22 protein-coding genes and 1 tRNA gene are annotated in these 25,389 nt (G+C 56.9%); 13 read left to right on the top strand and 10 right to left on the bottom strand.

Annotated elements, in window-relative coordinates; all coding sequences use genetic code 11:
- The 7 genes from GTP27_RS04915 to GTP27_RS04885 all read right to left on the bottom strand — a co-directional run bounded on the left by GTP27_RS04915 (position 1) and on the right by GTP27_RS04885 (position 5,520).
- Positions 1-621: a Maf family protein gene (locus GTP27_RS04915; protein WP_161038045.1), complete on the bottom strand. Its 621-nt coding sequence runs from the start codon at positions 619-621 to the stop codon at positions 1-3.
- Positions 622-629: 8 nt separating this feature from the next.
- Positions 630-1,100, bottom strand: a complete 471-nt coding sequence (gene rlmH, locus GTP27_RS04910) for a 23S rRNA (pseudouridine(1915)-N(3))-methyltransferase RlmH (protein ID WP_072789839.1) — start codon at positions 1,098-1,100, stop codon at positions 630-632.
- Positions 1,101-1,106: 6 nt separating this feature from the next.
- A complete protein-coding gene (gene rsfS, locus GTP27_RS04905; protein WP_161038044.1) occupies positions 1,107-1,793 on the bottom strand; it encodes a ribosome silencing factor in 687 nt (228 codons plus the stop codon).
- Positions 1,793-2,452, bottom strand: a complete 660-nt coding sequence (locus GTP27_RS04900; RefSeq protein ID WP_161038205.1) for a nicotinate-nucleotide adenylyltransferase — start codon at positions 2,450-2,452, stop codon at positions 1,793-1,795. The genes rsfS and GTP27_RS04900 overlap by 1 nt, the downstream gene beginning before the upstream one ends.
- A 2-nt stretch (positions 2,453-2,454) precedes the next feature.
- Positions 2,455-3,369: an oxygen-dependent coproporphyrinogen oxidase gene (gene hemF, locus GTP27_RS04895; protein WP_161038043.1), complete on the bottom strand. Its 915-nt coding sequence runs from the start codon at positions 3,367-3,369 to the stop codon at positions 2,455-2,457.
- Between the two features lie 150 nt (positions 3,370-3,519).
- Positions 3,520-4,788, bottom strand: coding sequence for a phosphoribosylamine--glycine ligase (gene purD / locus GTP27_RS04890; RefSeq protein WP_161038042.1), 1,269 nt, complete (start codon positions 4,786-4,788; stop codon positions 3,520-3,522).
- Positions 4,789-4,794: 6 nt separating this feature from the next.
- A complete protein-coding gene (locus GTP27_RS04885) occupies positions 4,795-5,520 on the bottom strand; it encodes a YebC/PmpR family DNA-binding transcriptional regulator (RefSeq protein WP_161038041.1) in 726 nt (241 codons plus the stop codon).
- A gap of 215 nt (positions 5,521-5,735) precedes the next feature.
- Between GTP27_RS04885 and GTP27_RS04880 the strand changes: the two genes are divergently transcribed.
- From GTP27_RS04880 to GTP27_RS04865, 4 genes are all read left to right on the top strand, one after another.
- Complete coding sequence (locus GTP27_RS04880; protein WP_161038040.1) at positions 5,736-8,255, top strand: alkaline phosphatase D family protein; 2,520 nt, start codon at positions 5,736-5,738, stop codon at positions 8,253-8,255.
- Positions 8,256-8,347: 92 nt separating this feature from the next.
- The gene (locus GTP27_RS04875) at positions 8,348-9,256 is read left to right on the top strand and encodes a DMT family transporter (RefSeq protein ID WP_161038039.1); all 909 of its coding nucleotides are present in this window, start codon (positions 8,348-8,350) and stop codon (positions 9,254-9,256) included.
- A 12-nt stretch (positions 9,257-9,268) separates the two neighbouring features.
- Entirely contained in the window at positions 9,269-9,655 is a 387-nt protein-coding gene (locus GTP27_RS04870) for a methylglyoxal synthase (protein ID WP_155433060.1), read from the top strand.
- 62 nt (positions 9,656-9,717) lie between these two features.
- A complete protein-coding gene (locus tag GTP27_RS04865) occupies positions 9,718-10,692 on the top strand; it encodes a quinone oxidoreductase family protein (protein WP_161038038.1) in 975 nt (324 codons plus the stop codon).
- An 82-nt stretch (positions 10,693-10,774) separates the two neighbouring features.
- On the opposite strand, the gene GTP27_RS04860 is transcribed toward GTP27_RS04865, so the two are convergent.
- Positions 10,775-11,449 (bottom strand): DUF4136 domain-containing protein, encoded by a 675-nt coding sequence (locus tag GTP27_RS04860; RefSeq protein WP_161038037.1) that lies wholly within the window; start codon positions 11,447-11,449, stop codon positions 10,775-10,777.
- Positions 11,450-11,648: 199 nt separating this feature from the next.
- On the opposite strand from GTP27_RS04860, the gene pepN reads away from it, so the two are divergent.
- The 4 genes from pepN to GTP27_RS04840 all read left to right on the top strand — a co-directional run bounded on the left by pepN (position 11,649) and on the right by GTP27_RS04840 (position 16,968).
- Positions 11,649-14,312, top strand: a complete 2,664-nt coding sequence (pepN, locus tag GTP27_RS04855) for an aminopeptidase N (protein ID WP_161038036.1) — start codon at positions 11,649-11,651, stop codon at positions 14,310-14,312.
- Positions 14,313-14,335: 23 nt separating this feature from the next.
- The gene (locus GTP27_RS04850; RefSeq protein WP_161038035.1) at positions 14,336-15,337 is read left to right on the top strand and encodes a class 1 fructose-bisphosphatase; all 1,002 of its coding nucleotides are present in this window, start codon (positions 14,336-14,338) and stop codon (positions 15,335-15,337) included.
- 106 nt (positions 15,338-15,443) lie between these two features.
- Positions 15,444-15,519: transfer RNA gene (locus GTP27_RS04845), tRNA-Thr, on the top strand.
- Between the two features lie 111 nt (positions 15,520-15,630).
- A complete protein-coding gene (locus tag GTP27_RS04840; RefSeq protein ID WP_371865883.1) occupies positions 15,631-16,968 on the top strand; it encodes a DUF6538 domain-containing protein in 1,338 nt (445 codons plus the stop codon).
- Between the two features lie 287 nt (positions 16,969-17,255).
- Here the strand turns inward: GTP27_RS04840 and GTP27_RS04835 are convergent, their stop codons facing one another.
- Entirely contained in the window at positions 17,256-17,501 is a 246-nt protein-coding gene (locus GTP27_RS04835; protein WP_161038033.1) for a helix-turn-helix domain-containing protein, read from the bottom strand.
- A 591-nt stretch (positions 17,502-18,092) separates the two neighbouring features.
- Between GTP27_RS04835 and GTP27_RS04830 the strand changes: the two genes are divergently transcribed.
- Complete coding sequence (locus tag GTP27_RS04830; protein ID WP_161038032.1) at positions 18,093-18,668, top strand: recombinase family protein; 576 nt, start codon at positions 18,093-18,095, stop codon at positions 18,666-18,668.
- Between the two features lie 553 nt (positions 18,669-19,221).
- Positions 19,222-20,112, top strand: a complete 891-nt coding sequence (locus GTP27_RS04825; RefSeq protein ID WP_161038031.1) for a ParB/RepB/Spo0J family partition protein — start codon at positions 19,222-19,224, stop codon at positions 20,110-20,112.
- A gap of 212 nt (positions 20,113-20,324) precedes the next feature.
- On the opposite strand, the gene GTP27_RS04820 is transcribed toward GTP27_RS04825, so the two are convergent.
- Positions 20,325-21,122 carry a hypothetical protein gene (locus tag GTP27_RS04820; RefSeq protein ID WP_161038030.1) on the bottom strand — a complete coding sequence of 266 codons (798 nt, stop codon included), beginning with the start codon at positions 21,120-21,122 and terminating at the stop codon, positions 20,325-20,327.
- A gap of 310 nt (positions 21,123-21,432) precedes the next feature.
- Between GTP27_RS04820 and GTP27_RS04815 the strand changes: the two genes are divergently transcribed.
- From GTP27_RS04815 to GTP27_RS04805, 3 genes are all read left to right on the top strand, one after another.
- Complete coding sequence (locus tag GTP27_RS04815) at positions 21,433-21,678, top strand: hypothetical protein (RefSeq protein ID WP_161038029.1); 246 nt, start codon at positions 21,433-21,435, stop codon at positions 21,676-21,678.
- Positions 21,679-21,885: 207 nt separating this feature from the next.
- Complete coding sequence (locus tag GTP27_RS04810) at positions 21,886-22,860, top strand: AAA family ATPase (RefSeq protein WP_161038028.1); 975 nt, start codon at positions 21,886-21,888, stop codon at positions 22,858-22,860.
- A gap of 104 nt (positions 22,861-22,964) precedes the next feature.
- Positions 22,965-25,301: a S8 family peptidase gene (locus tag GTP27_RS04805; protein WP_161038027.1), complete on the top strand. Its 2,337-nt coding sequence runs from the start codon at positions 22,965-22,967 to the stop codon at positions 25,299-25,301.
- Positions 25,302-25,389: the final 88 nt, after the last annotated feature.

The following is a 25,389-nucleotide window of genomic DNA, read 5'->3' as shown; positions in this document are numbered from 1 at the left end:
TTACAGCAGCGGCAAACCGGCCTGCTTGAGCAGCTGCGCCGTCTCGAACAGGGGCAGACCCATGATGCCGGAATGGCTGCCCGAGATGTGCTCGATGAACTGGCCGGCCATGCCCTGTATGCCGTAGCCGCCGGCTTTGTCGAACGGCTCTTTGGTGTTGCAGTAGGCCTGGATGGCAGCCGGCGAGAGCTGGCAGAAGCGTACTTCGGACACTTGCGTGAACTGGCCCTGGAAGGCGTCCGAGCAGACCGCCACCGAGGTCAGTACCTGATGGGTGCGGCCCGACAGCAGCTCCAGCATATTGCGCGCTTCCGTCACGCTGCCCGGTTTGCCGAGGATGCGGCCGTCGATGGTGACGGTGGTGTCGGCGCCGAGGATCAGGCGCGAGGGCATGTTGCGCAGCTTGACGATGCGGTTGGCGAAGTGGGCCTTTTCATGCGCCACCCGCGCCACATACACTTCCGGCGTCTCGCCGCGCAGCACTTCTTCCGTCACGTCCATGCCGCGGCGGCCATCGCTACGCAGTTGCAGCAGTTCGAAATCGACGCCTATCTGGCGCAACAGTTCACGGCGACGCGGGCTTTTGGAAGCAAGATAGATCATGTTTTCGGCTGACTGCATGGCGGACCTCAGACTCGGTGGTAGGGATGGTTTTGCGTGATCGTCCACGCGCGGTAGAGCTGCTCGGCCAGCATCACCCGCACCATGCCGTGCGGCAGGGTCATGCTGGAGATGCGGATCAGGCCTTCGGCGCGGGCTTTTAATGCGGGATCGAGACCGTCGGCGCCGCCGATCAGGAAGGCGGTGTCGCGCCCGTCCTGCTGCCACGCTTCCAGCTGCTGCGACAGGCCGACCGAAGTCAGGTCCTTGCCCCGCTCGTCGAGCGCGATGATGCGCACCGATTTGGGCAGGGCTGCCTCGATGCGCTCGCGTTCGAGCGCCATCGCGGTGGCCGCAGTCTTGCTGCCGGAACGCTCGACCGGCTTGATTTCCTTCAGCACGATCTTGAGTTCCGGCGGCATGCGTTTCACATACTCGGCGTAGCCTGTCTCTATCCAGGCCGGCATTTTATGGCCGACCGCAGCGATGATGAGCTGCATGCAGAATTACTCGGCAGCTTTCTTGATACGCTTAATGACGGTTTTTGCCGGCGCTTCCTCAGCTTTCGGTTTGGCTGGCTTGCGTTTAGGCGGCTGGGCTTTCAGTGCAGCGGCAGCAGCGATGGCCGATTTGGTTTTGCCAACCTTGACGGTTTTGCCAGTGGGGACAGCAGCTTCTTTTTTGGCGGCGGTTTTCTTTTCGGCGGCGGGTTTGGCAGCAGCGGCTTTGCGGGCTGGCGTTTTTTTCTCGACGACCGGGCTAGCTTCTACGGCTTTCTTGCCTGCGGCGAGGTGGGTGCTGACTTTCTTCGGCGCGGCAGCAGCTTCGCCTTCTTTGGTCGATTTACGTTTGGCAGCGCCCAGTTTGACGGGCTTGTCGCCCCAGATTTCTTCCAGACGGTAGTAGGCGCGGATCGGTGCCTGCATGATGTGGACGATCATATCGCCCAGATCGACCAGTACCCATTCACCGGTGTCTTCACCTTCCATGCCGTACACGTCGCCGCCGGCTTCCTTGACCTTGTCGCGTACCGAGGCGGCCAGCGCCTTGGTCTGGCGGTTCGAAGTACCGGAGGCAATGGCGATGCGGTCGAACAGACTGGTGAGGTGGGTAGTATCGAACAGGGCGATATCTTGGCCTTTGACGTCTTCCAGAGCGTCAACGACGAGGGTTTGCAGTTTTTTGATGTCCATTAGCTTTTGTATAGATGGTGTTGTTCAATATAGTCTAGCACTAGCGGCGGGATAAGCGAGTTTGCCGCTTCCCCCCGTTGTAATGCCGCACGTAGTCGGGTGGCAGAGATATCCACCGCGAGGTCCTGTGCCAGATAAGTCAGACCGTGCGGCGTGTTACGGATTTGTTCTGGTGTTCCCAGCCGGCTGGAAAACACCTGCGCCACGGCCGGCGGCAAGCCAGCGGTGGCAATGTCATAGCCGGGGCGGGCCGCTACGCAGATGTGGGCGTAGTCGAACAGCATGCGCCATTCGCGCCAGCTATCGAGTTTCTGTAACTGGTCGGCGCCCATGATGAAGCTGATGGAAGCGTCCGGCCCCTGTTCGCTGCGCACCTGGCGCAGCGTATCGATTGTGTAGGTTGGCTGCCCCTGTGCGGCCCGCTCGATTTCCTGCGGGTCGATCACCACATGGTCGGCCGCGCCGGCAAATGCCAGCGCCGTCATTTCTGCCCGTTGCAGCGGGCTGGCCTTGAGGCCGGATTTCTGCCACGGCGCACCGGCCGGGATGATGCGTAACTGGTCAGCCTGCAGCAAGTGCGCGAAATACTGTCCCAGCGCTACATGACCGTTATGCACCGGATCGTAGCTGCCTCCCAGCAGTGCGATACGGCGGGCCATCGTCACGCAGCGAGCCAGTCGCGGTGGGGCAGGAAGTCGGTGTACAGCGCCGCTTCCGGCGAGCCGGCTTCGGGTTCCCAGCGATAGCGCCATTTGACGATGGGCGGCATCGACATCAGGATGGCTTCCGTGCGCCCGCCCGACTGCAGGCCGAACAGCGTGCCGCGGTCGAATACCAGATTGAATTCGACATAACGGCCACGGCGATAAGCTTGGAAGTCGCGTTCGCGCTCGCCATACGGCGTATCCTTGCGCCGCTCCAGTATCGGCTGGTAGGCTGCGAGGAAGGCATCGCCCACGCTACGCATCATGGCGAAGCTGGCCTCGAAACCGCCTGCGCTGTAATCGTCAAAGAACACGCCGCCTACGCCGCGTGCTTCCTGCCGGTGTTTCAGGTAAAAATATTCGTCGCACCATTTTTTAAAGCGCGGGTGCAGTTCTGCGCCATGCGGCGCCAGCGCGTCCGCACAGGTGCGGTGGAAGTGCCGCGCATCGTCCAGATTACCGTAGTACGGCGTCAGGTCCATGCCGCCGCCGAACCACCACACCGCTTCACCGGCGGCATTGGTGGTAGTGAAAAAGCGCACATTCATGTGCACCGTGGGGGCATACGGATTACGCGGATGCAGCACCAGCGAAACGCCCATGGCTTCCCATGGATTGCCGCCCAGATCGGGGCGTGCAGCGGCCGCCGACGGTGGCAGTTTGGCGCCCGCCACGTGGGAAAAATTCACCCCGCCCCGTTCGATTACATGGCCTTCTTCCACCAGACGGGAAATCCCGCCGCCGCCTTCGGGCCGCTCCCACGCGTCGCGCAGAAAGGGTTTGCCATCCACCGCTTCCAGTGCCTGAACGATGCGGTTTTGCAGCTCCAGCAGATAAGCCTTGACGGCTTCAGGTTGTGGGGAGGTGGGCATAAAGCGGCGCAATTAAAAAAAGTGAGGGTGGATTGTACCCTGTTGCGCGTTTTTGTGATACCCACCTGCCTGCGGCAGAACTGAGCGGCTGCTTCAAACTGCGTGCAGCGAGGCGCCGCAACGCAACTGCAGGCTTTTTGAAACGGCCTCTTAGTGCTTGAGACCGCGCCAGCCGATATCGCGGCGGCACTGCATGCCTTCGAAGCTGATCTGGTCGACCACTTCGTAAGCCTGCTTCTGCGCCATCTTGATGCTGTCGCCCAGACCGACCACGCACAGTACGCGGCCACCGCTGACCTGCAGCTGGCCAGCGCTTTCCACCGTACCGGCATGGAAGGTCACGCTTTCTGGCGTTTCGGCCGGAATGCCGTCGATCACGGCGCCTTTCTGCGGCGTGTCAGGGTAGCCGGCGGCTGCCAGCACCACGCCTACGGCGGTGCGGCGGTCCCATTCCAGTTCCACCTGATCGAGCGTGCCGTTGACGGCGTGCTCCATCACGCTGACCAGATCGGTCTTCAGGCGCGACATGATAGGCTGGGTTTCCGGATCGCCCATGCGGCAGTTGAATTCCAGCGTGCGCGGATTGCCGGCCGCATCGATCATCAGACCGGCATACAGGAAGCCGGTGAACACGATGCCATCCTTGGCCATGCCGGCGATGGTGGGGTTGATGATTTCGCGCATCACGCGGGCATGCATGGCTGGCGTGACGATAGGCGCAGGCGAATAGGCGCCCATGCCGCCCGTGTTGGGGCCTTCGTCATTGTCTTTCAGGCGCTTGTGGTCCTGGCTGGTAGCCAGCGGCAGCACGTTTTTGCCGTCGCACATGACGATGAAGCTGGCTTCTTCGCCGGCGAGGAATTCTTCGATCACGATGCGGGCACCGGCGTCGCCGAAGCGGTTATCGGCCAGCATATCGTCTACCGCGCGATGGGCTTCTTCCAGCGTCAGCGCGACCACCACGCCTTTGCCGGCAGCCAGGCCGTCGGCCTTGATGACGATAGGCGCGCCGTTGGCATCGATATAGGCGTGGGCCTGAGCTACGTCGGAGAAAGTCTGGTAGCGGGCAGTGGGAATGCCGTGGCGCTGCATGAAGGCTTTGGCGAAGTCTTTCGACGACTCCAGCTGGGCAGCTTCTTTCGACGGGCCGAAGATTTTCAGGCCGCGGGCGCGGAACAGGTTGACGATGCCGCCAGCCAGCGGGGTTTCAGGACCCACCACGGTGAGGCCGATGTTTTCCTGTTCGACGAAGTTTGCCAGTTCGTGCAGGTCGGTGATGTTGACGTTGACCAGACGCGCATCGCGTGCGGTACCGCCATTGCCGGGAGCAACGTAGACCATCTGGATGCGCTCGGATTGCGCCAGTTTCCAGGCCAGTGCGTGTTCACGGCCACCAGAGCCGACTACCAAAATTTTCATATGTCCTCAGTCTTCGATCAGTGCGTTGGAGTAGACTTCCTGTACATCGTCCAGAGCTTCCAGTGCGTCCAGCAGCTTCTGCATCTTGATGCCGTTGTCGCCACTGAACACGGTTTCCGTGGCGGGCTTCATGATGATCTCGGCCACTTCGGCCTTGAAGCCGGCCGCTTCCAGCGCGTCTTTCACGCCGGCGAAATCGTGCGGGCCGCACAGCACTTCGAAACCGCCTTCTTCGTCGGCGATCACGTCTTCGGCGCCAGCGTCGAGCGCCACTTCCATCAGCGCGTCTTCGTTGGTGCCCGGTGCGAACAGGAACTGGCCGCAGTGTTTGAACATGAAGGCCACCGAGCCTTCGTTGCCCATATTGCCGCCGTTCTTGTTGAAGGCATTGCGCACTTCGGCCACGGTACGCACGCGGTTGTCGGTCATGCAGTCGACGATCACGGCGGCGCCGCCGACGCCGTAGCCTTCATAGCGTACTTCTTCGTAGTTGGCGCCGTCATCGCCGCCGGTGCCGCGGTTGATCGCGCGCTGCACGTTATCCTTCGGCATATTGGCGTCGGCAGCCTTGTCGACGGCCAGACGCAGACGCGGATTGGTTTGAACGTCGCCACCGCCCATGCGGGCAGCAACGGTGATTTCCTTGATCAGACGGGTCCAGATCTTGCCACGCTTTGCGTCAGTGGCAGCCTTTTTGTGTTTGATATTGGCCCATTTGCTATGTCCAGCCATGTTTGCTCTTCCTTCGGCGGTGTCAGTTGGTGTTCGGTGAGGGCGATATTCTAGCATAGGCCGGATGCCGGACTACGCCAGCGCCACCCTCTCGCGGCGAGAAAGTAGCTGGCGGGAAGCTTAGAGGAATACCTCGATTTTAAGTAGTGCGGCTGTCATATATCACTGCTAATGTTTCTTTTACTACAATCACAACAACAGTAGCGAGAGAGACTATGGACAGAAGACAATTCATCAAATTCGGCAGCTTTATTACCGCTTCCGTAGCGGCTGGCGCGAGCCTGTCGGCCTGCGGCGGCGGCAGCAGCGCGGGCAGCCTGCCGGCGGCCAGCGGCGCGTGGAAGTTCCCGCAAAGCGTGGCCTCGGGTGACCCGCACAGCGACAGCATCATCCTGTGGACCCGCGCCGTTCCGGCCACGGCCGACGATGTGGCCGTGCTGACGGGCGTGGCCGACAGCAGCATCCGCGTGATCCTCACGGCGGCTGACAACAGCGCCGCCATGGGCAGCAATAAAGCGCTGAGCGGGCAGCTGGTGGCCGACGCCACCGTGCCGCTGCAGTCGCAATTTGACAACACCGTGCGCCACAAGGTGACCGGCTTGACGCCGAACACTTTGTACTACTACCAGTTCATCGCTGGCGACAGCCGCTCCAACGTGGGCCGCTTCAAAACGGCAGCGGCAGCGGAGGCCGATGTGGCCCAGCTGCAGTTCGCCTACATGACCTGTCAGGACTGGAGCATCAACCACTGGGGCGCGATGAGCAGCATCGCCGGCGAGAACCTCGATTTCATTGTCCATCTGGGCGACTACATCTACGAGACCGTGGGCGAGGACTTCCAGCAGGGCAGTGTGGAAGCCCGCCACGACAAGCTCAAGCTGCCTGATGGCGCCTACAAGAGCGGCAGCAGCGGCGCCCAGTATGCCAATACGCTGGCCGACTATCGCTACCTGTACAAGAAGTACCGCACCGATGCGCGCCTGCAGGCGCTGCACGAGCGCTTTGCCTTCATCGCCATCTGGGACGACCACGAATTCAGCGACGATGCCTGGCAGGATGCCCAGACCTATGACGGTAGTTTTAACACTGCCGATGGTTCGGACCTGCACCAGACGGCGCGGCGCCGCAGCGCCAATCAGGCGTGGTTCGAATTCATGCCGGCCGATGTGGTGCTTGATTCGGCCGCTGCCGGCTTCCAGAACATCAAGATCTATCGTGATTTCCAGTTCGGTAAGCTGATGCAGCTGGTGATGACGGACGAGCGGCTGTACCGCGCCGACCACGTGATTCCCGAGTCGTCCATCAATCCGGCCACCGGCAAGCCGCTGGGCCGTCTGGGCTCGCGCTATCTGGTGCAGCAGGAGGTGTACAACACGGTGGAGGCGCAGAAAATGGCCGGCGCCACGGCGATCGGTCTGGAGCCGCTGGCCACCGTGTCCATGCTGGGCGCGACCCAGCGCCAGTGGTGGATGGACAAGATGAAATCGGCCAGCAGCACGTGGAAGCTGTGGGGCAATGAAGTCTCGCTGCTGCGCATGGGGCTGAACGGTACGGATGCCATCGCCACGCTGCTGGCGCTGAACGCCGTTACCACGCTGGCGGGCTCGATAGTCAGCACGGCCACTGCAACGGGCGGCAACTTCCCGCTGGCCGCGGCCATCGTGGCGGCAGCAACGGCGGGCGCTGCGCCGGCGCTGGCCCAGCAAGGGGCGGGCGCCATCATGGCCGTCTACGCCGTGCCGGGCAGCACGGGCGAAGCGCGCGTAGCCGCCGGCATGAAAGGTGGCCTGACGGCGGCGCAGGCCAGCATCGCCGTGGCAGCCTACACGGCCGTGTATCTGGCCGCTAGCGGTGTAGTGGCCGCAAGCCCGGCGGCCCTGGCGGCGGCAGGCGCACAGACCATCGCGTTTGGCTACATCAAGCCGGATGTGCAGGCTAACAAAGCTGCCTCCGTGTTCGTGCAGGCCAGCGGCAAGCAGGCGACGCTGGCGCCATTCTTCGCCCGCTTCCTCGTCAATTGCGACCAGTGGGACGGCTATAACGCCGAGCGCAAAGCGCTGATGGCTCACCTGAAGAGCAATAGAGTGAGCAATGTGGTGGCGCTGACGGGCGATATCCATGCCTTCTTTGCCGGTACCGTCAATGACGATTACGATGCAACGGGTGGCGGCACGCCAGTCATCACGGATCTGGTCACAGCCGGCATCAGTTCGGATTCCTTCTTCTCGTATCTGCGCGATGCGGCCAGTTCGCTGGGCGACATCGCAGCGCTGGTGTCGTATCCGCTGGCGATCCCTGTGACGGGGCTGGGCACGCTGAACCTGAGCTTCAATCTGCTCGACTACACCATGGGCAAAGCTGCGCCGACTGTGGCCAGCCTGCTGGAGCAGACCCGCGTGCAGATTCGCGGCGCGCTCGCTGCAAAAGGTTTGCCGGAAGCCCAGCTCGACGCCACCACGGGTGCCGTACTGGCCGGTCTGCAGGCCAATAGCGACTTCAATACCAGCCTGCTGGCGCTGGCGCAGCAGCTGTCCGCACTGGGCAACAACCCGTGGCTCAAGCATCTGAACACGGATGCGCAGGGCTACACGCTGGTTACGCTCACGCCGGGCAAGCTGGTGGCCCAGTTCAAGCAGGTCAACAAGCTGGCAGGTACGAGTGCACCCGCCAATGTGGTGGCACGCATCACCACGGCGACGGTGAACGCCGGCAGCGCGGCGGTTACCATCAGCTAAGCGGAAGTGTGGGGGAGGGCGGCCAGAGCGCTTGCCGCCCCCGTTCTGGCGCTGCGCCGACCTTATTCCCGATTTCCATTTACAATTGCTGCATGGATAAAGGGATCAAGGATGGCGCTACGGCGCGTGCTGCCTATCTGGGCGGGCTGGGTATCGCTATCGGCGGTGCAATACTGTTTTCTACCAAGGCCGTCGTGGCCAAGCTGCTCTACCGCTATCAGATCGATGCGGTGACCCTGATCGCTTTCCGCATGCTGTTTTCCCTGCCCGTGTTCGCGGCAGTGGCCATCTGGCAGATGCGGAAAGGCCCGCCGCTGTCCCGTGCCGACCGCTGGCGCGTGCTGGGACTGGGGCTGGTGGGCTACTACCTGTCCAGTTTTCTCGATTTCCTCGGACTGCAATATATTTCGGTCGGGCTGGAACGCCTGATCCTGTTCCTCACGCCGACTTTCGTCCTGCTGATTTCCTCCACGCTGCTCAAGCAGCACATCAGCCGGCGCCAGTGGCTGGCGCTGCTGCTGTCCTATTGCGGCATCGTGTTCGTATTCCTGCACGACCTCAATAGCGGCAACCGCAATGTGGCGCTGGGCGCTACGCTGGTAACGGGATCGGCCGCCGCCTACGCCGTCTATCTGCTGCTGTCGGGCGAAATGGTGCGCCGTCTGGGCTCGCTGCGGCTGGTGTCGTATGCCATGTGCGTATCGACCGTGGCCTGCGTCGGCCAGTTTCTGCTGCTGCGCCCCGTTGCGGGCCTGATTCAGCCATTGCCCGTGTACGGGCTGTCGCTGGTGAACGGTATCCTGTGTACCGTGATGCCGGTGTTTATGACCATGGCAGCAGTGGAACGCATTGGCGCCGGTACGGCCTCGCAGGCTGGTATGATCGGTCCCGTTTCGACCTTGTTTCTGGGGGCGCTGCTGCTGGGCGAACCCGTTACATCCTGGCAGCTGGGTGGCACCGCGCTGGTGCTGGCCGGGATCTATCTCTTATCAAAAAAATAGGAAAACTCTCTGATGAAAACCCGCATTGCCCTGATCGCCCACGACAAGAAAAAAGACGACATGATTGCGCTGGCCAGCCAGTACAAGGATTTTCTGGCTACCTGCGAGCTGACCGCTACCGGCACCACCGGCGGCCGGCTGGTCAAGGAAGTGGGCCTGACGGTGGACCGCAAGCATTCCGGGCCGTTTGGCGGCGATTTGCAGATCGGCTCCATGCTGGTGGAAGGCGGCATCGACTGCGTGATTTTTCTGCGCGACCCGATGACGCCGCAGCCGCACGAACCGGATATCAATGCGCTGGTGCGCGCCTGCGACGTGCATAACACGCCGTGCGCCACCAACGTCTCGTCGGCCCATCTGGTGCTGTCGCAATTGCAGCAGCGCGCTGCACGCGGCTGAGCGGCGCTAGACGTTTCCTTTTCCTTTTCCCTTTCCTCAGGCACAGGCGTACAGGAGGCGTTATGACCAAGGTAATTCGCATCAACCGCGTCGGCGGTCCCGAAGTGATGGAGCTGGTGGACGTGGAGCTGGGCCCGCCCGGTCCCGGCGAAGCGCAGGTGCGCCAGCACGCCATCGGCATCAATTTCATCGATGTGTATTTCCGTACCGGCCTGTACCCGCAGCCGCTGCCCGGCGGGCTGGGTATGGAAGGGGCAGGTGTAGTGGAAGCCATCGGCGAGGGCGTAACCGAAGTCAAGGTGGGCGACCGCGTGGCCTATGCGGGCCGCCCCATCGGCGCCTACGCCGAGGCGCGCAATATGCCCGCCTCGCAGTTGCTGGTGCTGCCCGATAACGTGGATTTCGACACGGCTGCCGCCATGATGCTGCAGGGCCTGACGGTGCAATATCTGTTCCACCGCACGGTGCCGCTGAAGGCTGGCGACACCATACTGTTCCATGCCGCAGCGGGCGGTGTGGGGCTGATTGCCTGCCAGTGGGCCAAACTGCTGGGCGTAACGCTGATCGGCACCGTCGGTTCGGACGAGAAGGCGGAGCTGGCCACGCGCAACGGCGCGCACCACGTCATCAACTACAACAAGGAAAACTTCACCACGCGCGTGCGCGAGATCACGGGTGGCAAAGGCGTTACGGCCGTCTACGACTCGATCGGCAAGGATACCTTCATCGGTTCGCTGGACTGCCTGCGTCCGCTGGGCACCATGGTCAGCTTCGGCAATGCCTCGGGGCCGGTGGACCCGTTCAGCCTGAGCGAGCTGGCTAACCGTGGTTCGCTATTCGTTACCCGCCCGTCGCTGATGGCCTATATGTCCACCCGCGCCGAGCTGGAAACGGCGGCCAAATCGCTGTTTGGCGTGGTGGCCAGCGGCGAAGTCAAAATCGATGTGCGCCAGCGCTATGCTCTGGCCGACGTGGGCCGCGCCCATACGGAACTGGAAGCGCGCAAGACCACTGGTTCCTCGATACTGCTGCCGTAAACGCCATGCAGCCGGTGGACCCGGCTGCATGAGGGGGATGCGGGCGTTATCTGTCCGCGCTGGCGGACAGTGTGCCGCATGATCAGCCGGCTTTGGCCGGTGCCGCTGGCGCGCTATCCGGTTGCGGTTTGAGTTCCAGATCAACCCGGCGCGCTACGCCGTTCTCGCCGGGGAAGCCGGTGAAGGCGCTCTGCACCAGTGCCGGCATCACTTGCGGCGTGGCGGCCACGCGGCTGGTGTTGTTGACGGTGACGTCGTACAGCTTGCGGCCATCGGTGCCGTTGATGGTGATGCGCAGCTGGCGCTGGTATTCATGCTTGATGCGCTCGGTGACCATGACGGGCGCACCATAGCCGAACGGATCATAGAAATACGGACGGTAGCCCAGGCGGCTGTAGCCCCAGCCATAACGGCCCCAGCCCGGACCCCAGTAGGGGCCGGTCATGAACGGGTCCTGCGCTTCGAGTATGCGCACGGGGTGGTCGATGGTGCTGAATTTCATTCCTACCAACAGTTGGGCTGGCTGGCTGGCGCCGGCCTGATGCAGGCCCAGTTTGTCCAGTTCGCGCGCCACCAGTACCTGGTAGCTGCGGTATTCCAGCGTGTCGTCGGCGCCCTGCGGCGCTTCGAAAGCATAGCTCTGCTCGCGTGCTTCGGCGCTCCACGCATTAAACGAGGTGACGTCGCTGCGCAGGGTAGTGGCACAGCCGCTGAGCAGCACGACAGCTGCGGTGGCGATGAGGGCGATTTTTTTCATAATTTAGCCTCGGCAAATTTGGTTGGACGGGTGCATCTGACAGTTTACGACGACCTGCACACGATTGCATGAATCTTACAGAAAGTTACGGCTGGCGGGAAAGCTGTCACGTTTATCGATGCACCATGGCCGATTTCAGGCGACCGCCAGTGCCGGTATTGGTAAAATAGGCTTTTGCTCATGTTTCACGGAATATTTCATGCGACCAGACAGCACGCCAGCGACCATCTACCGTAAAGATTACACCGTTCCAAGTTATCTGGTGGAAACAGTGGAGCTGGGATTCGATCTCGATCCGGACCGTACCATCGTCGCCAACCGCATCACTATGCAGCACAATCCGGCCAGTCCCAGCCGCTCCATCGTGCTGCACGGCGAGGAGCTGGAGCTGGTGGAACTGCGCCTGAATGGCCGTGCGCTGGCACCGACGGAATACAAGATCGAAGGCTCGGTGCTGACCATCCCGCGCGCACCGGCGCAGGTGGTGCTGGAAATCGAAACCCTGTGCACGCCGGTGCAGAACACCTCGCTGTCCGGTCTGTATGTGTCGAACGGCAGCTTCTACACCCAGTGCGAAGCGGAAGGCTTCCGCCGCATTACCTATTTCCCTGACCGTCCCGATGTGATGGCCAGGTACACCGTGATGCTGCGGGCCGATAAGGCGCGCTATCCGGTGCTGCTGTCCAACGGTAATCTGATCGAATCCGGTGAGCTGGACGATGGCCGCCACTACGCCAAGTGGGAAGACCCGTTCAAGAAGCCGTCCTACCTGTTTGCGCTGGTCGCGGCGCGGCTGGTGTGTCAGGAAGAGCACTATACGCTCAAGTCGGGCCGCGAAGTGCTGCTGCAGGTGTGGGTGGAAGAGGGTAATCTGGACAAGACCGATTACGCCATGCAGTCGCTGAAGAATTCGATCCGCTGGGATGAAGAGCGCTTCGGCCTTGAACTCGATCTGGACCGCTTCATGATCGTCGCCGTGGGCGACTTCAACATGGGCGCGATGGAAAACAAGGGACTGAACATCTTCAACACCAAGTTCGTGCTGGCCAATCCGCGCGTGGCGACGGATATCGACTACGCCGGTATCGAAGCCGTGGTGGGGCACGAATACTTCCACAACTGGACCGGTAACCGCGTGACCTGCCGCGACTGGTTCCAGCTGTCGCTGAAAGAAGGCCTGACCGTGTTCCGCGATCAGGAATTCAGCGCCGACATGATAGGCACCGATAGCGGCCGTGCCGTCACCCGCATCGATCAGGTGCGCACCCTGCGTCAGGCCCAGTTCCCCGAAGATGCGGGCCCGATGGCTCATCCCGTACGGCCAGATTCCTTCGTCGAGATCAATAACTTCTACACGGTGACCGTGTACGAAAAAGGCGCCGAAGTGGTGCGCATGTATCAGACCCTGCTGGGCCGCGACGGCTTCCGCAAAGGCATGGACCTGTACTTCGCCCGTCACGACGGGCAGGCAGTGGAATGCGACGACTTCCGCGCTGCCATGGCCGATGCCAATGGCCGCGACCTGCGCCAGTTCGAGCGCTGGTACAGCCAGGCCGGCACGCCGGTGGTATCGGCGCGCACCCGTTACGATGCCGTCAAACGTAATTTCGACATCATCCTGAGCCAGCGCTGCCCGGCAACGGCGGGCCAGCCGGACAAGCTGCCGTTCCATATCCCTGTGGCCGTGGGTCTGCTCGACGCCAATGGCAAGGACCTGCCGCTGCTGCTGGAAGGTGGCGACCATCCGAAAGGCGCCACCACGGTGGTGCTGGAACTGACAGAGCAGGAGCAGATTTTCCGCTTCCGCAACGTGGACGAGCGTCCGGTGCCGTCGATACTGCGCGACTTCTCGGCGCCGGTAGTGCTGGAATACGATTACACCGACGACGAACTGCTGCATCTGTACCGTCACGACAGCGATGCCGTGAACCGCTGGGAGGCTGGCCAGCGTCTGGCCATGGAGCGTCTGCTCAAGCTGACGGCGCAGGTGTCGGCGCACGGCGATGCGGCAGCGCTCAAGCTCGATAGCACCTTCATCGAAGCGCAGCGCGCGCTGCTGGTGGATGAAGCGCTGGACCCGGCGTTCCGCGAACTGGCGCTGATCCTGCCGTCGGAAACCATCATCGCCGAGCAGATGGAAGTGGTGGACCCGCAAGCCATCCACACGGCGCGCCAGTTCATGCGCCGCACTATCGGCGCTGCACTGAAAACCGAACTGCTGGCGCAATACCACGCCAACCAGACCCCCGGTGCCTACAGCCCGGACGCTCTGTCGGCCGGCAAGCGTGCATTGAAAAACCTGTGCCTGTCCTATCTGCTGGTGGCGCCGGATGCCGCCCAGCTGCAACTGGCGCAGCAGCAGTTCGACCACGCCAGCAATATGACCGACCGCGCCGCAGCGCTGGTGGCGCTGATCCATAGCGGCAGCGATGCGGCGTCTTACCTAGATGCCTTCTACCAGGATTTCGCAAACGAAGCGCTGGTGGTGGACAAGTGGTTCGCCATGCAGGCTGCCGCACCGGCCACCAATGTGGCCGCCGTGCGCAAGCTGATGCAGCATCCGGCCTTCACGCTGAAAAATCCTAACCGCGCCCGCAGCCTGATCTTCAATTTCACCAACGGCAATCCGGCCCAGTTCCATGCCGCCGATGGCAGCGCCTATGCATTCTGGGCCGAGCTGGTGATCGAGCTCGATGCCATCAACCCGCAAGTGGCCGCGCGACTGGCGCGCAGTATGGATCGCTGGCGCCGTTACGCACCGGCGCTGCAGGAAAAAATGAAGCAGGCGCTGGAACAGGTCGCCGCCCGGAGCAAGCTGTCGAACGACGTACAGGAAGTCGTCAGCAAAGCGCTGGCTAACTAATTCAAACCAAACCAAGGGTAGTCATGAAACGTATCAGCCTTACTCAATATCTGGTGGAAGAACAACGCCAGCACAACTCGATTCCGGCCGAACTGCGCCTGCTGATCGAAGTGGTGGCGCGCGCCTGCAAAACCATTAGCCACGCTGTCGGCAAAGGCGCGCTGGGCGAAGTGCTGGGCACCGCCGAAACGGAAAACATCCAGGGCGAAGTGCAGAAGAAGCTGGACATCATTTCCAACGAAATTCTGCTGGAAGCGAATGAATGGGGCGGCCATCTGGCGGCGATGGCATCGGAAGAGATGGAGTCCATCCACCCTATCCCTAACCGCTATCCTAAGGGCGAATACATGCTGCTGTTCGATCCGCTGGACGGCTCCTCCAACATCGACGTGAACGTCTCCATCGGTACCATCTTCTCCGTGCTGAAAGCGCCGGAAGGCATGGGCCAGCCGACCGAAGCGGACTTCATGCAGCCGGGCACCCAGCAGGTGGCCGCAGGCTATGCCGTGTACGGCCCGCAGACCATGCTGGTGCTCACCACCGGCAACGGCGTGAACTGCTTCACGCTGGACCGCGAGATGGGTTCGTGGGTGCTCACCCAGCGCAATATGCAGATCCCGGCCAAGACCAAGGAATTCGCCATCAATATGTCGAACGCGCGCCACTGGCACCCGCCCGTCAAGCGCTACATCGACGAACTGCTGGCCGGCGAAACGGGCCCGCGCGGCACCAACTTCAATATGCGCTGGATCGCTTCGATGGTGGCCGACGTGCACCGTATTCTGAACCGCGGCGGCGTGTTTATGTATCCGGCCGATCTGCGTGACACTTCGATGCCGGGCAAGCTGCGTCTGATGTACGAAGCCAATCCTATGGCCTTCATCGTCGAGCAGGCAGGCGGCGCGGCCACCGATGGCCAGCAGCGCATCATGGATATCCAGCCGCACAAACTGCACCAGCGCGTGCCGGTATTCCTCGGTTCGCGTGATGAAGTGGCGGTGGTGACCGGTTACCATCAGGCGTAAAACCACGGTTTTTCGCGGCTTCTGACGGTTTCTTGTTAGCGCGTTGCAAATTTTTGGATTTGGGACTAGCGCGCTGCAAGAAATGTTTGTTAGAATATGCGACCCAGCCGCTTTAGCTCAGTCGGTAGAGCAGTTCATTCGTAATGAAAAGGTCGCCAGTTCGATTCCGGCAAGCGGCACCAAGTTTTAAGCATTAAGGCCTTTGGAATCAAAGGCTTAGGACGTCCGAAGGAAGTTTTCGGTGGTAGAAAGTGTGGTAATCTACCTTGAAAATAACCTTCGGATTGCTCCAAGTGACTCTCCCCAATTCGTATTCCCGCAACGGTCTTATTTACTATCAGCGTGCAGTCCCTAAGGACCTGCAGGATCGCTATCCCCATAAGCTCATAAAGATAAATCTCAAAACTGGCGACATCGTTAGTGCTGAGAAGCGTATTAGAAATCTCAACGAGAAATTTGAGGCGGAATGGTCTGCCATGCGTGCTGACCCTCATTCCTCTCCTAAGGCTTTGAAGGCTCATGCCGAAGCGCTGTTAAGAGAGTTTGGATTGTCGCCTGCACCCGCTGCTAATGATGATCTGGCTGTTAGTCAGTTCTATGATCGATTGGACGCTAAGCGCGAGGCATATGCTGGCGATGACGAGCTTTTGTACCGTGAAAATCCAGCCGAAGAATATCTATCTCCTGTTGAGATAAAGGCAGCCCAACTTCTCGCAGGTCGTAGCAAGGAGACTCTTTCTGATGCGCTAGAGGTATATCTCGCGATACATCATAAGCGTTATGATAAGAAATTCAGCACATACACCCGTAGAGCTTTTCAGACCTTAATCGCCGTTATTGGTGATAAAGCCATGGAGGACCTTTCTCGTGAGGATGCGCATCGGTACGTTAAGTCTGAATCTAAGCTCAGTACCGGCACCATTCGGCGACGAATCAATACCATCAACGCCGTTATGAAGACGTATTTGAGAGAGCGTGACCTCAATCGGGCGAATCCTTTTGAGGCGGTTCCAATTCTTGCGGAAGGTAAGGATGCCAAGAAACGTGTGACCTTCACGCCTGCGGAGCTGGTTGATCTTTACAAGGCTTGCAAGTCCAAGGACGATTCTTTGCGCTGGCTAATCTCGCTGATTGCAGACACTGGCGCGCGCTTGGCAGAGGTCACCGGTCTCTCCATGGACGATATCCGGCTTGACGCAGAGGTTCCCCATATCGTGATCCAGCCGCACCCTTGGCGGTCTTTGAAGAACAGAAGCAGTGCCCGTGAGGTCCCTTTGGTTGGTGCTTCATTGTGGGCTGCGCAGCGCATCAAGTCTAGTGCGGTACATGGTCAACGCTTTGCGTTTCCCCGATATACCAATGAGGCTTCCTGCAACGCTAACAACGCTTCAGCGGCAGCGGGGAAGTGGCTCCGGTCTATTCATCTCGACCATACGCCCCATGAACTGCGGCATACTATTGTTGACAGATTGCGGGAAGCGCAATGCCCTGAAGACGTTCGTTTTGCTATTGGCGGATGGGCATCACAAGAGGTGGGTACGCGGTATGGTTACGGCTACGGCCTGAAAGTAAAGGCTGACTGGCTATCGAAGATTGCCCTTAAAGGAGAATCGCATGGACCGGAAGCATAAGCTGACCATTAACTGGGAGACCCCGAAAGGGACTCGTTCGGAGACCTTTGAGTTTCCATTCAGACCCTCGGAGGAGGAGCTGGGGAGCAAACTCGCTGCGTTTTTTAGTGTCGACAATTTCCGTTTCAATGAGGAGCTGCAAGAGGTCTATGACTGCATGCTCCTCGATGACGGCCTTATCCCAAAGTCAAAATAATTTTTTCGAAAAATGTGAGACCCTACTCAAGCTGAGGTGCTCTTACCATTCCCCCCGTAGACCCGTACTTGTCCGTCCAAGTTGATGTGACCTACAGTTTTGCAGCATCCAGAAGTTCAGCGGCAGTCATGTCAAGTGCGCGCGCTATTCGCAGCACATTTAAAACAGAAACGTTTCGCTCTCCGCGTTCTATCTTTCCCATGTGTGCCCTGTCCAGCCCGGATGAATCTGCGAGGGCTTCTTGCGACAGATGTAGCTGCCTCCGCTTTGCCCGTATAGATGCTCCTAAGGCGACTAGGGAGCTATCAAAATCAACTTTAACGGACGTTCTTGGCATATTGCCAATGGTCGCGCTATGATGCGTTTAAGGCCACGGCATTTACGACCCATTTTGAGGGCGCGTATCTGGTTTAGTCAGAAAGGTATCCCATGAGTATTTTCCTTAACGGTTTATCACGGTTGTCCAAGCTAATGATTGTAGTTTCGATCCTACTTGGAGTGGCAAGTGACTATTTGGTCTTTGAACAAGACAGAGAAGAGCGTATAGCTGAGTCGCCTATGGTGGAACACTACCGGAATATCGTCATGGCATCAAAATCGCCGCCTCAGTTCGCCGTAGAGCACCTTAGATCGCTATCTGAAAACGACCAACGGCGCAGACATTCTTATGTGCGTCGAGTTATTGTGCAATGGCTATATTTCCTAATCGCACTTTTTTTGACAGTCGGAGTCATTAAGTGGATATTTAAGAAGCCATCCGCTTGATCTCGGTATTTTGACTATACATGCAGCGCCAGTAGGCACATTCTGAAATGTACGAAATGGAAGGTTTTCGGACATATGTTTGGGTGGTGTACGTAACTAAGGGTTGAATATTTACGTACATGCGCTAATATTCGGACATCCATTTCGTACATGAGAGATTATTATGTCCCGAGTCTTTGCTTACTGCCGCGTCTCTACGTCTGACCAATCCACGGAAAACCAAGTTCTTGAGATTAAAGGCGCAGGCTTCGCTTTACAGCATCAGCGCATTATTGAAGAGAGCATTAGCGGGTCTGTAGCCGCATCTGAGCGCCCCGGCTTCGCAAAGCTGCGTGATCGTATGGAGTTTGGCGATGTGTTGGTAGTTACCAAACTAGACCGGCTAGGTCGAAATGCCATGGACGTACGTGCAACGGTTGAGGGACTGGCTGAGTCTGGGATAAAGGTCCATTGCCTTGCCTTAGGTGGTGTTGACTTAACTAGTGCCGCTGGCCGGATGACAATGCAGGTGCTTGCCGCTGTAGCTGAATTTGAACGTGATTTGCTGATAGAGCGAACCTATGCAGGGCTCACTAGAGCTAAGGCAGCTGGTAAGGCCTTCGGACGCCCCTCGCGGTTGTCCCCTCAGGATCAACAGCAGGTGCGACTTAAGTTGGCTGAGGGGGCTACGGTGTCACAGCTTGCTCGCGACTACGACACGACACGTCAAACTATCATGCGAGTCCGTGACAGGGCCTAGAGACCGCTCTAGCGACGTTTCCGTGACGATAGGTGCCATAATAGGATAATCAGCCGCTAGGCAAATAAAGATCGTCCCTTTGGTGCCACAATAGGATAGCCCAGCAGGCATCCTCTATGGCCCACAATAGGATTGACGCGCTGGCTTCTCATTGGCGCACGTAGCATTGGCCGTTCGGCCTTATTCAATTGCTTGTTCGAGCATCAGTTCAATCTCCCCTCTCATAGCTAGCACCCGCTGGCTGTTCCTCTTTTTTTCTCAAATCTGATAGCTTATTTAGAAGGTATCGAATGACTGACTTTAAACGTAAATATTCACCCCAGAAAAATCGTAGTAATGCTACGGCCCTCAAGGTACTCCTAGAAGATCGTTTAGCGATTCCCCTTCGGGACGCTCAAAGTACCCACCCAGCGCTTGAGTGGCCAGACGGTAGCCGCCCTAGCTTCAGCCTTATCATTCGCCGCTCCTTGGACCTCTATTTAGACCACTTACGGAAGCTGCAACCTGAACAGTATGAAGTCGAACATGATGCCATTGCGAAGTTGAGTTGACCATGGAGAAGCGTAATATTGGCCACGGCAGCGAAGAAGGCATGGACGCACATTACGGCGGACCTATCGGTATGCATCATGCATTGCTGAGCAGGCCCCAACAGGTTCTCTTCGGGAGCCTTCAAGTTGCCCCTGAGCGATTCCAAGTGAGAAATCCTGACGCCTGTTCATATGTTGATTCGGTCCTAGCGAAGAAGGCCTCCATCGAATTGAGCAGAGACTTGGTTGACGTACTGAAAAGCGGCGGTGAACTTGATCCGCTCCTCGTTTTTGACGATGACGGTGCTCTCTTCGTGTTTGAAGGCCATCACCGTTACGAGGCAATGTTGGAGGCCGGGTTCCTCCCCAATGCCAAAGTGTGGATACAGAAATTCAAAAGCCCGGATGAGGCGCAAGCCAGAGCATTGGCCCTTGAAGTGAATCGCAGGGCACACCTTGCGATGAACAAGCGGGAGGTTTTGCAAGCCTATTGGCTGGCATTATTGAGTGGCGAGGTGACTGGAAGTGTCCGCCAACGAGTTAAACGTTACCGCATTTCGCACAGCACAGTAACTAGAATGGATAAGGAGGCACGGGTGGTGCGGGAAGAGTTACAGCGGATGGCTATGACTTCGGGCGTCCCGTTTACACCCGAGTATTGCAGGGGGCACGCTCCTTTGTGGAAGTCAATCGCTGAATGGCGGGAACAACGGCATTCGCAGGAGCGTTCGGTTGACGTCGAGCGACTTGCCGTTGAGAAAATATTGAGGTCGCTTACGCTCAAGTATGCCGCTGATATCAAGGCACAACCCGAAGCGTTCCTCACGGCTGTTGAAGAATTGTTCTTTGAGGTCACTGGCGAACCACTAAGGCTGTCGAGAGATGCACAAGCAGAGACGTTTAGTGAGTTTTAACTCTCATGTGTGCTCCTCTAGGGACGCAGTTTGATTACACGGTGTAGTCTTGAATACACCGCCGATATCGCCTTGCCTTAATATTTTCTGAAAGCTAAAGTTTATTGGCCCATGCTTGGCACACGACGTTCGACTTGCCACTGGGGAGGGGCAGGCAAAAAAGTAGTCATAAGCGCTGACGCGTGATTATGTCTTTCTGAGTGCGCAACCTATCATTTTTCAATGGGGCCGTACCCCCATTCCCGGTGAGCAATCTGGTGCCTAAGGCCGCACTTGGGACATGAAAATTCTATTCCCACTTCCAACTTTCGGTTTTCGATCTGGGCCACACCATCACAACTTTCCGAGGCACACTCGAAGCCGGTTGCCATTAATTGGAGGGTAACCTGACCAGTCTCATCAATATTCGCGTAATACTCTGCTTTGCATTGTGGGTTCAGGCATATCGCTTTGCGCTTCTTACGTAAAGTTTCAGCGTTAGCAATGACCGGTTTGCCACATTCAGAGCAGGTAAAATTTACGACATTTCGAATGGCCCCGCCGGTAATTGTGCTTTCTAGGGGTTCCTTCAGGTCTTCTATTACCTCCTCCAAGTATTGCTTCAACGTGGCGAGGTTATGTAGCCTCGGCTCATAGACTGCGGGCGCATGTAGCAAGCTTCCGAGTTTGTTGTAGTGTTTGCGTAGCCAACCGAGGCGCAGTGAACTGTGTGTGCCAACAAATGACATTTCCTTGGCAGGCTTGCCATATTCCTCCTCCAGCCCAGCATATATAGTGAACGTTTGATCGGCATGTGGTTCAAATTCGAGCAGCATCTTCACAGCCTGAGGTGGTTGCCAAGTTCTCAGCACATCTTCAGGAACCATACTAGAGAATGCGCGGAGCTTTTCGTATGTCTGGGACTCGATGCAAAGTCGGAGTTCCAGCGCAGCGTATTTCAAGTTCTCAATCTTTGCCTCGGCCATCAGCGCTTGAGCGCGCGCCATACAGGATCGCTTATCGAGTGTCATGTGATCGATCTTCTTAGTACTTAACTTTGAACACCATTGCTTGTGCCCGGTGCCCCTTCCAGAACTCTACCTTATCTAACAACTCGCGTCAGATTAAGTCCGATGGATAACCATTCTCGCCCCTCCCTTTACTTCGTTAAAAACTTCCTATGAATATTCCCAAAGCTACTGATCGTGTATCGGAGTTGCACAAAATGATCCGTGGCTATCAGACGTCACTCCCGCGCAGCATGAGCCGATTTTTGATACGCAGCGCGAAGGCCCGATTAGCCGAAACCCTACGCTTTAACAAAATAATTGGAAATACCCTATGACGATTAAAAAGTCCAAGCGCTACCTGACCCCAGCGCAAGCTGACCTCATGTTGCGGATGGAACGTTTCATGGATAATCCGACCAATCTTACCCATCTTCATCATCTTTTGGCCGAAATGGTTAATTACGAATTGTCGGCACGCCTCGCAGCGGTGGCTAAAGAAGATGCAAGTAGAGACCTGCCCAGCCTCGCTTTGCCCCCCCAGAAGATTACGTCAGAAAGCATCGTTCGGACACATTAAACCACTAGAGCATGACTGAGTGCGGCAAATCTGAGGAGACCTTCAAAGTGTTGAAGACTCCCCCTCAGTCATATTTAGAGGTCGTAGCGAAGACGATGCACTTCAAAACTGTTGGGTGATGGACTTGCCTTGGCTGTTAGAATGACAAAATTACTGCAGTGAGCCTATTTGGCTGCAGCAAACAAATGAAAAGATTGGTAATTGATCATGGCGCGTGGCGAGCTACTTAAAAAATTACTCAGCAGCTATGGGCGTGAAGACGAATTTCGCGCTACTGCTGAGCAAATAATCCTTGAAGAAGAAAATAAAAAAAATAGGGTACTTGCCCAAACTCTCAGGCGCGCTTTAGACGGCTCGACAGGACCTCAGTCGGCAGTGAAGGGACTTTCCCCACTATTACCAATAACTGATCCTGTGAGTGACTTCGTGGAGCGAATTGAGCCCTCTGCCACACACCAAGACATATCCTTATCCGCTGAGAACGTGCGAGTTTTTCAAGGCTTATTGAAGGAGTTCCGACGTGGAGACGATATTCGTAAGCGAGGTCTTCCAGTTCGCTCAAAATTACTCTTCTGTGGCCCTCCGGGTTGCGGTAAAACACTTTGTGCAGAAGTCTTCGCTGCTGAGCTTGGGTTGCCACTATTTGTTGTTAAGTTGGATAGGCTAATTTCGTCATACTTGGGGGAAACATCTACTAACATTCGCAAGATATTCGAATTTGCACGTAAGCGCCCTTGTGTTCTATTTTTGGATGAATTCGATGCTCTAGCACGCTCGAGGGGAGATTCGAGCGAGCATAACGAACTCAGGCGTGTGGTGAATAGTCTTTTGCTATTCATAGATAGGATGCAACCTAAGGGATTCTTGGTGGCTGCCACTAACCTAGACAAATCGCTTGATCCTGCGATCTGGCGGCGGTTTGATGATGTTCTCTGGTTCGAGAAGCCCAACGCATCTTTAATTGCTCATTTCCTCAAGATTAAATTCAAAAACACACCGGTTGACTTCTCGCTATTGAAGCATGCGGCTTCATTTGATGGGTTTTCTTATGCGGAGATTGGGCGTGTTTGTGATATGTCGATGAAATGGGCGATTATCAATGATCACAAAAAAGTACTTGAGTCCGATTTCCTTGCGGCACTAAATGATGAATTGCGCCGTCGAGCGCAGGCTGCGCGATAAGTAACTAGTACTTACTGATGGTTGTAAAATAGATTACACTTTCTACTAGGAAAACTGGCGCGGTTTTTATTCCCGTGTGCCGATAACTCTTAGTAAGGTGAAAAATGCCGAATTATGCGCATTTAAAACTGGTTCGTATGCCAGAGCAATTTGAACGCCGTTTGCAGCAAGGATTCGGGAGACCTTACGCTAGGGACAAAGGTCCCCATGCGGCGAAGCTAACGACTGACTTGAATAATGCCGTGGCAATACAGCAAGGGCGCAGGCGGCCGGAGTTCATCGATCCGGCGTTAATACTGAAAGTAAAAATGGTTGGGGCATTGTATGAGCCTGACTGGGAGAGTCTTGGCCTCACAGTGCTCTCTAGTGATTCCGATCGTACACTAGTATTGTTCTCTAGTGTTGACGATATGGCGGCTTTGCGGAATCGCTTTATCGCTTACGCGGGACCGATACCCCAAGATCAAAAGAATCCACCTTTCCAAAATTTCGTTACTGCGATTGACGCTATTGACGTAGTCGGCCCCGATGACCGAATTGGACTAGCTTTCCGGCAAGCGGGGATTGTTACACTAGACGACTTTGACCCCCAAGCAGATTATTTGGTGGACTTGGAACTGTGGGATTTGGGGCGTCGTAATTTAAAAGAAAAGGCGCTTTCCGATATTGGCAATTATGTTGCAGCGATGCAGGGCGAAGTATATGAGCAGTATCTTGGCCCATCGATAGCGCTGCTGCGGCTTAAAGTAAAAGGTATTGTTTTAAAGACGCTGCTGTCGATCGAGGTGGTTGCTACAATCGACATGCCGCCTGAGCCGGATATTGTGACAGCTCCTGCACTGAGGCTCACTTTGCCGCAACTGCCATCTTTAAACGAGCTTGACGAAAATGCACCCGTAATAGGAATTATTGATAGTGGTGTAAATAATCACCCGTTAATTGAGGACATACTTGTTGGCTCCATTGGTGTCCCAGAGACACTGGGTGTTGCTGATGATTTCGGGCATGGGACCCGAGTTGCGGGAGCAGCTGTTTTTGGCGATTTGCGCTATCAGTTAGAGTCGGGGACTTTGAGCCGAGGGGCTAGGCTGTGTTCCGCAAAAGTAGTTAATCAGCACGGCCGATTTGAGGATAAGCGGCTGGTTCCGTCGCAAATGCGTGAGGCTATCACGACACTGCATGAGCGCTTTGGTTGCCGTATTTTTGTAATCTCATTAGGCGACAATAAGCGCCCATTTAGTGGCAAGCGAGTGGGGGCATGGGCCGCAACTTTGGACGAGTTAGCGCGAGAACTAAATGTCTTAATTGTAGTATCTGCTGGTAATCGTGGTCCACGGGGGGGCAACCAAATTGAGCAAGCTGTAACTGAATACCCAAACTACCTATTGGAAGAATCTAATCGAATATTTGAGCCTGCGGGAGCAATTAATGTCTTAACGGTTGGTGCTTTAGCGCATAGTAGCGGTATGACGCAGGAGATGATTGATGATGTAAACGTTCATGCCATAACGAGAGAGCGTGAACCGTCTCCCTTTACTCGTATTGGCCCTGGGGTAGGTGGCTCGGTGAAGCCGGATATTGTCGATATTGGTGGGACACTCGTATTTGATGCTGTAACTATGAGGTTGCGTAATGGTGAAGAGGCGCCTAGCGCTGGAATTCTGACGCTTCATCATCGACCGGTAGAACAACTTTTTACTACAGGCTCAGGTACTTCTTATTCGACTCCCTTGGTGGCGTTTAAAGCCAGTCAGCTTTTGGGACTTCTTCCTCAAGCAAGCGCAAATCTTCTTAGGGCTTTGCTTGTTGGGGCTGCAACTGTACCACCTGAATCCATCGCTGCACTTGCTAATTTAACTGAGAGCGCTACAGAAGTTGTGTGCGGGCACGGCATAGTTGATTTGACTAGGGCGGCATACTCAGACGATGCGCGTGTAGTGCTGTATACAGACGACGAATTGGCAATTGATCACTTCGCTGTTTACGAGGTGCCGATACCTGACATCTTTCAAAAAGAAAAGGGCCGCCGTACTATTCAAGTAACCTTGGCCTATGATCCCCCCGTACGCCATACCCGAGAGGATTATGTCGGAGTAGGCATGAGTTTCAGGTTGATTCGAGGTTGTAATGCCGACTTGGTATTTGAACATTATCGGCGTAGAACTAAAGCTGACGGTCCATTTCCTGAAATTGCGGGGCGATACGACTGTTCTCTGAAACCGGGACCGCGTACAAGAGAAAAGTCTACACTGCAAACCGCAAGTGTGGACTTTAAGACTGACATTGAGGGTTATGGCGATAAATATTTTCTCGTGGTTCGGTGTGAGGGGGGATGGGCAACGTCAATAGTCCAACGTCAACGATATGCGGTCGTTGTCGAGTTATCCCATGAGTCGCAGATTCGGCTTTATCAAAGGGTGCAAGTTCAGGTTAAGGCTTAGTGACTCTCCATTTCTAATACGCCTGATGACTCTCTGAGTTGAAATAGAAAGCCAGCCGCCGTCGCGCCCTATTATTTAAAGTTTGTCA

Source organism: Duganella qianjiadongensis, assembly GCF_009857915.1.
Lineage (GTDB): Bacteria > Pseudomonadota > Gammaproteobacteria > Burkholderiales > Burkholderiaceae_D > Rugamonas > Rugamonas qianjiadongensis.
Note: the sequence above shows the minus strand (reverse complement) of the source record. Positions and strands in the feature narration are given on the sequence as shown.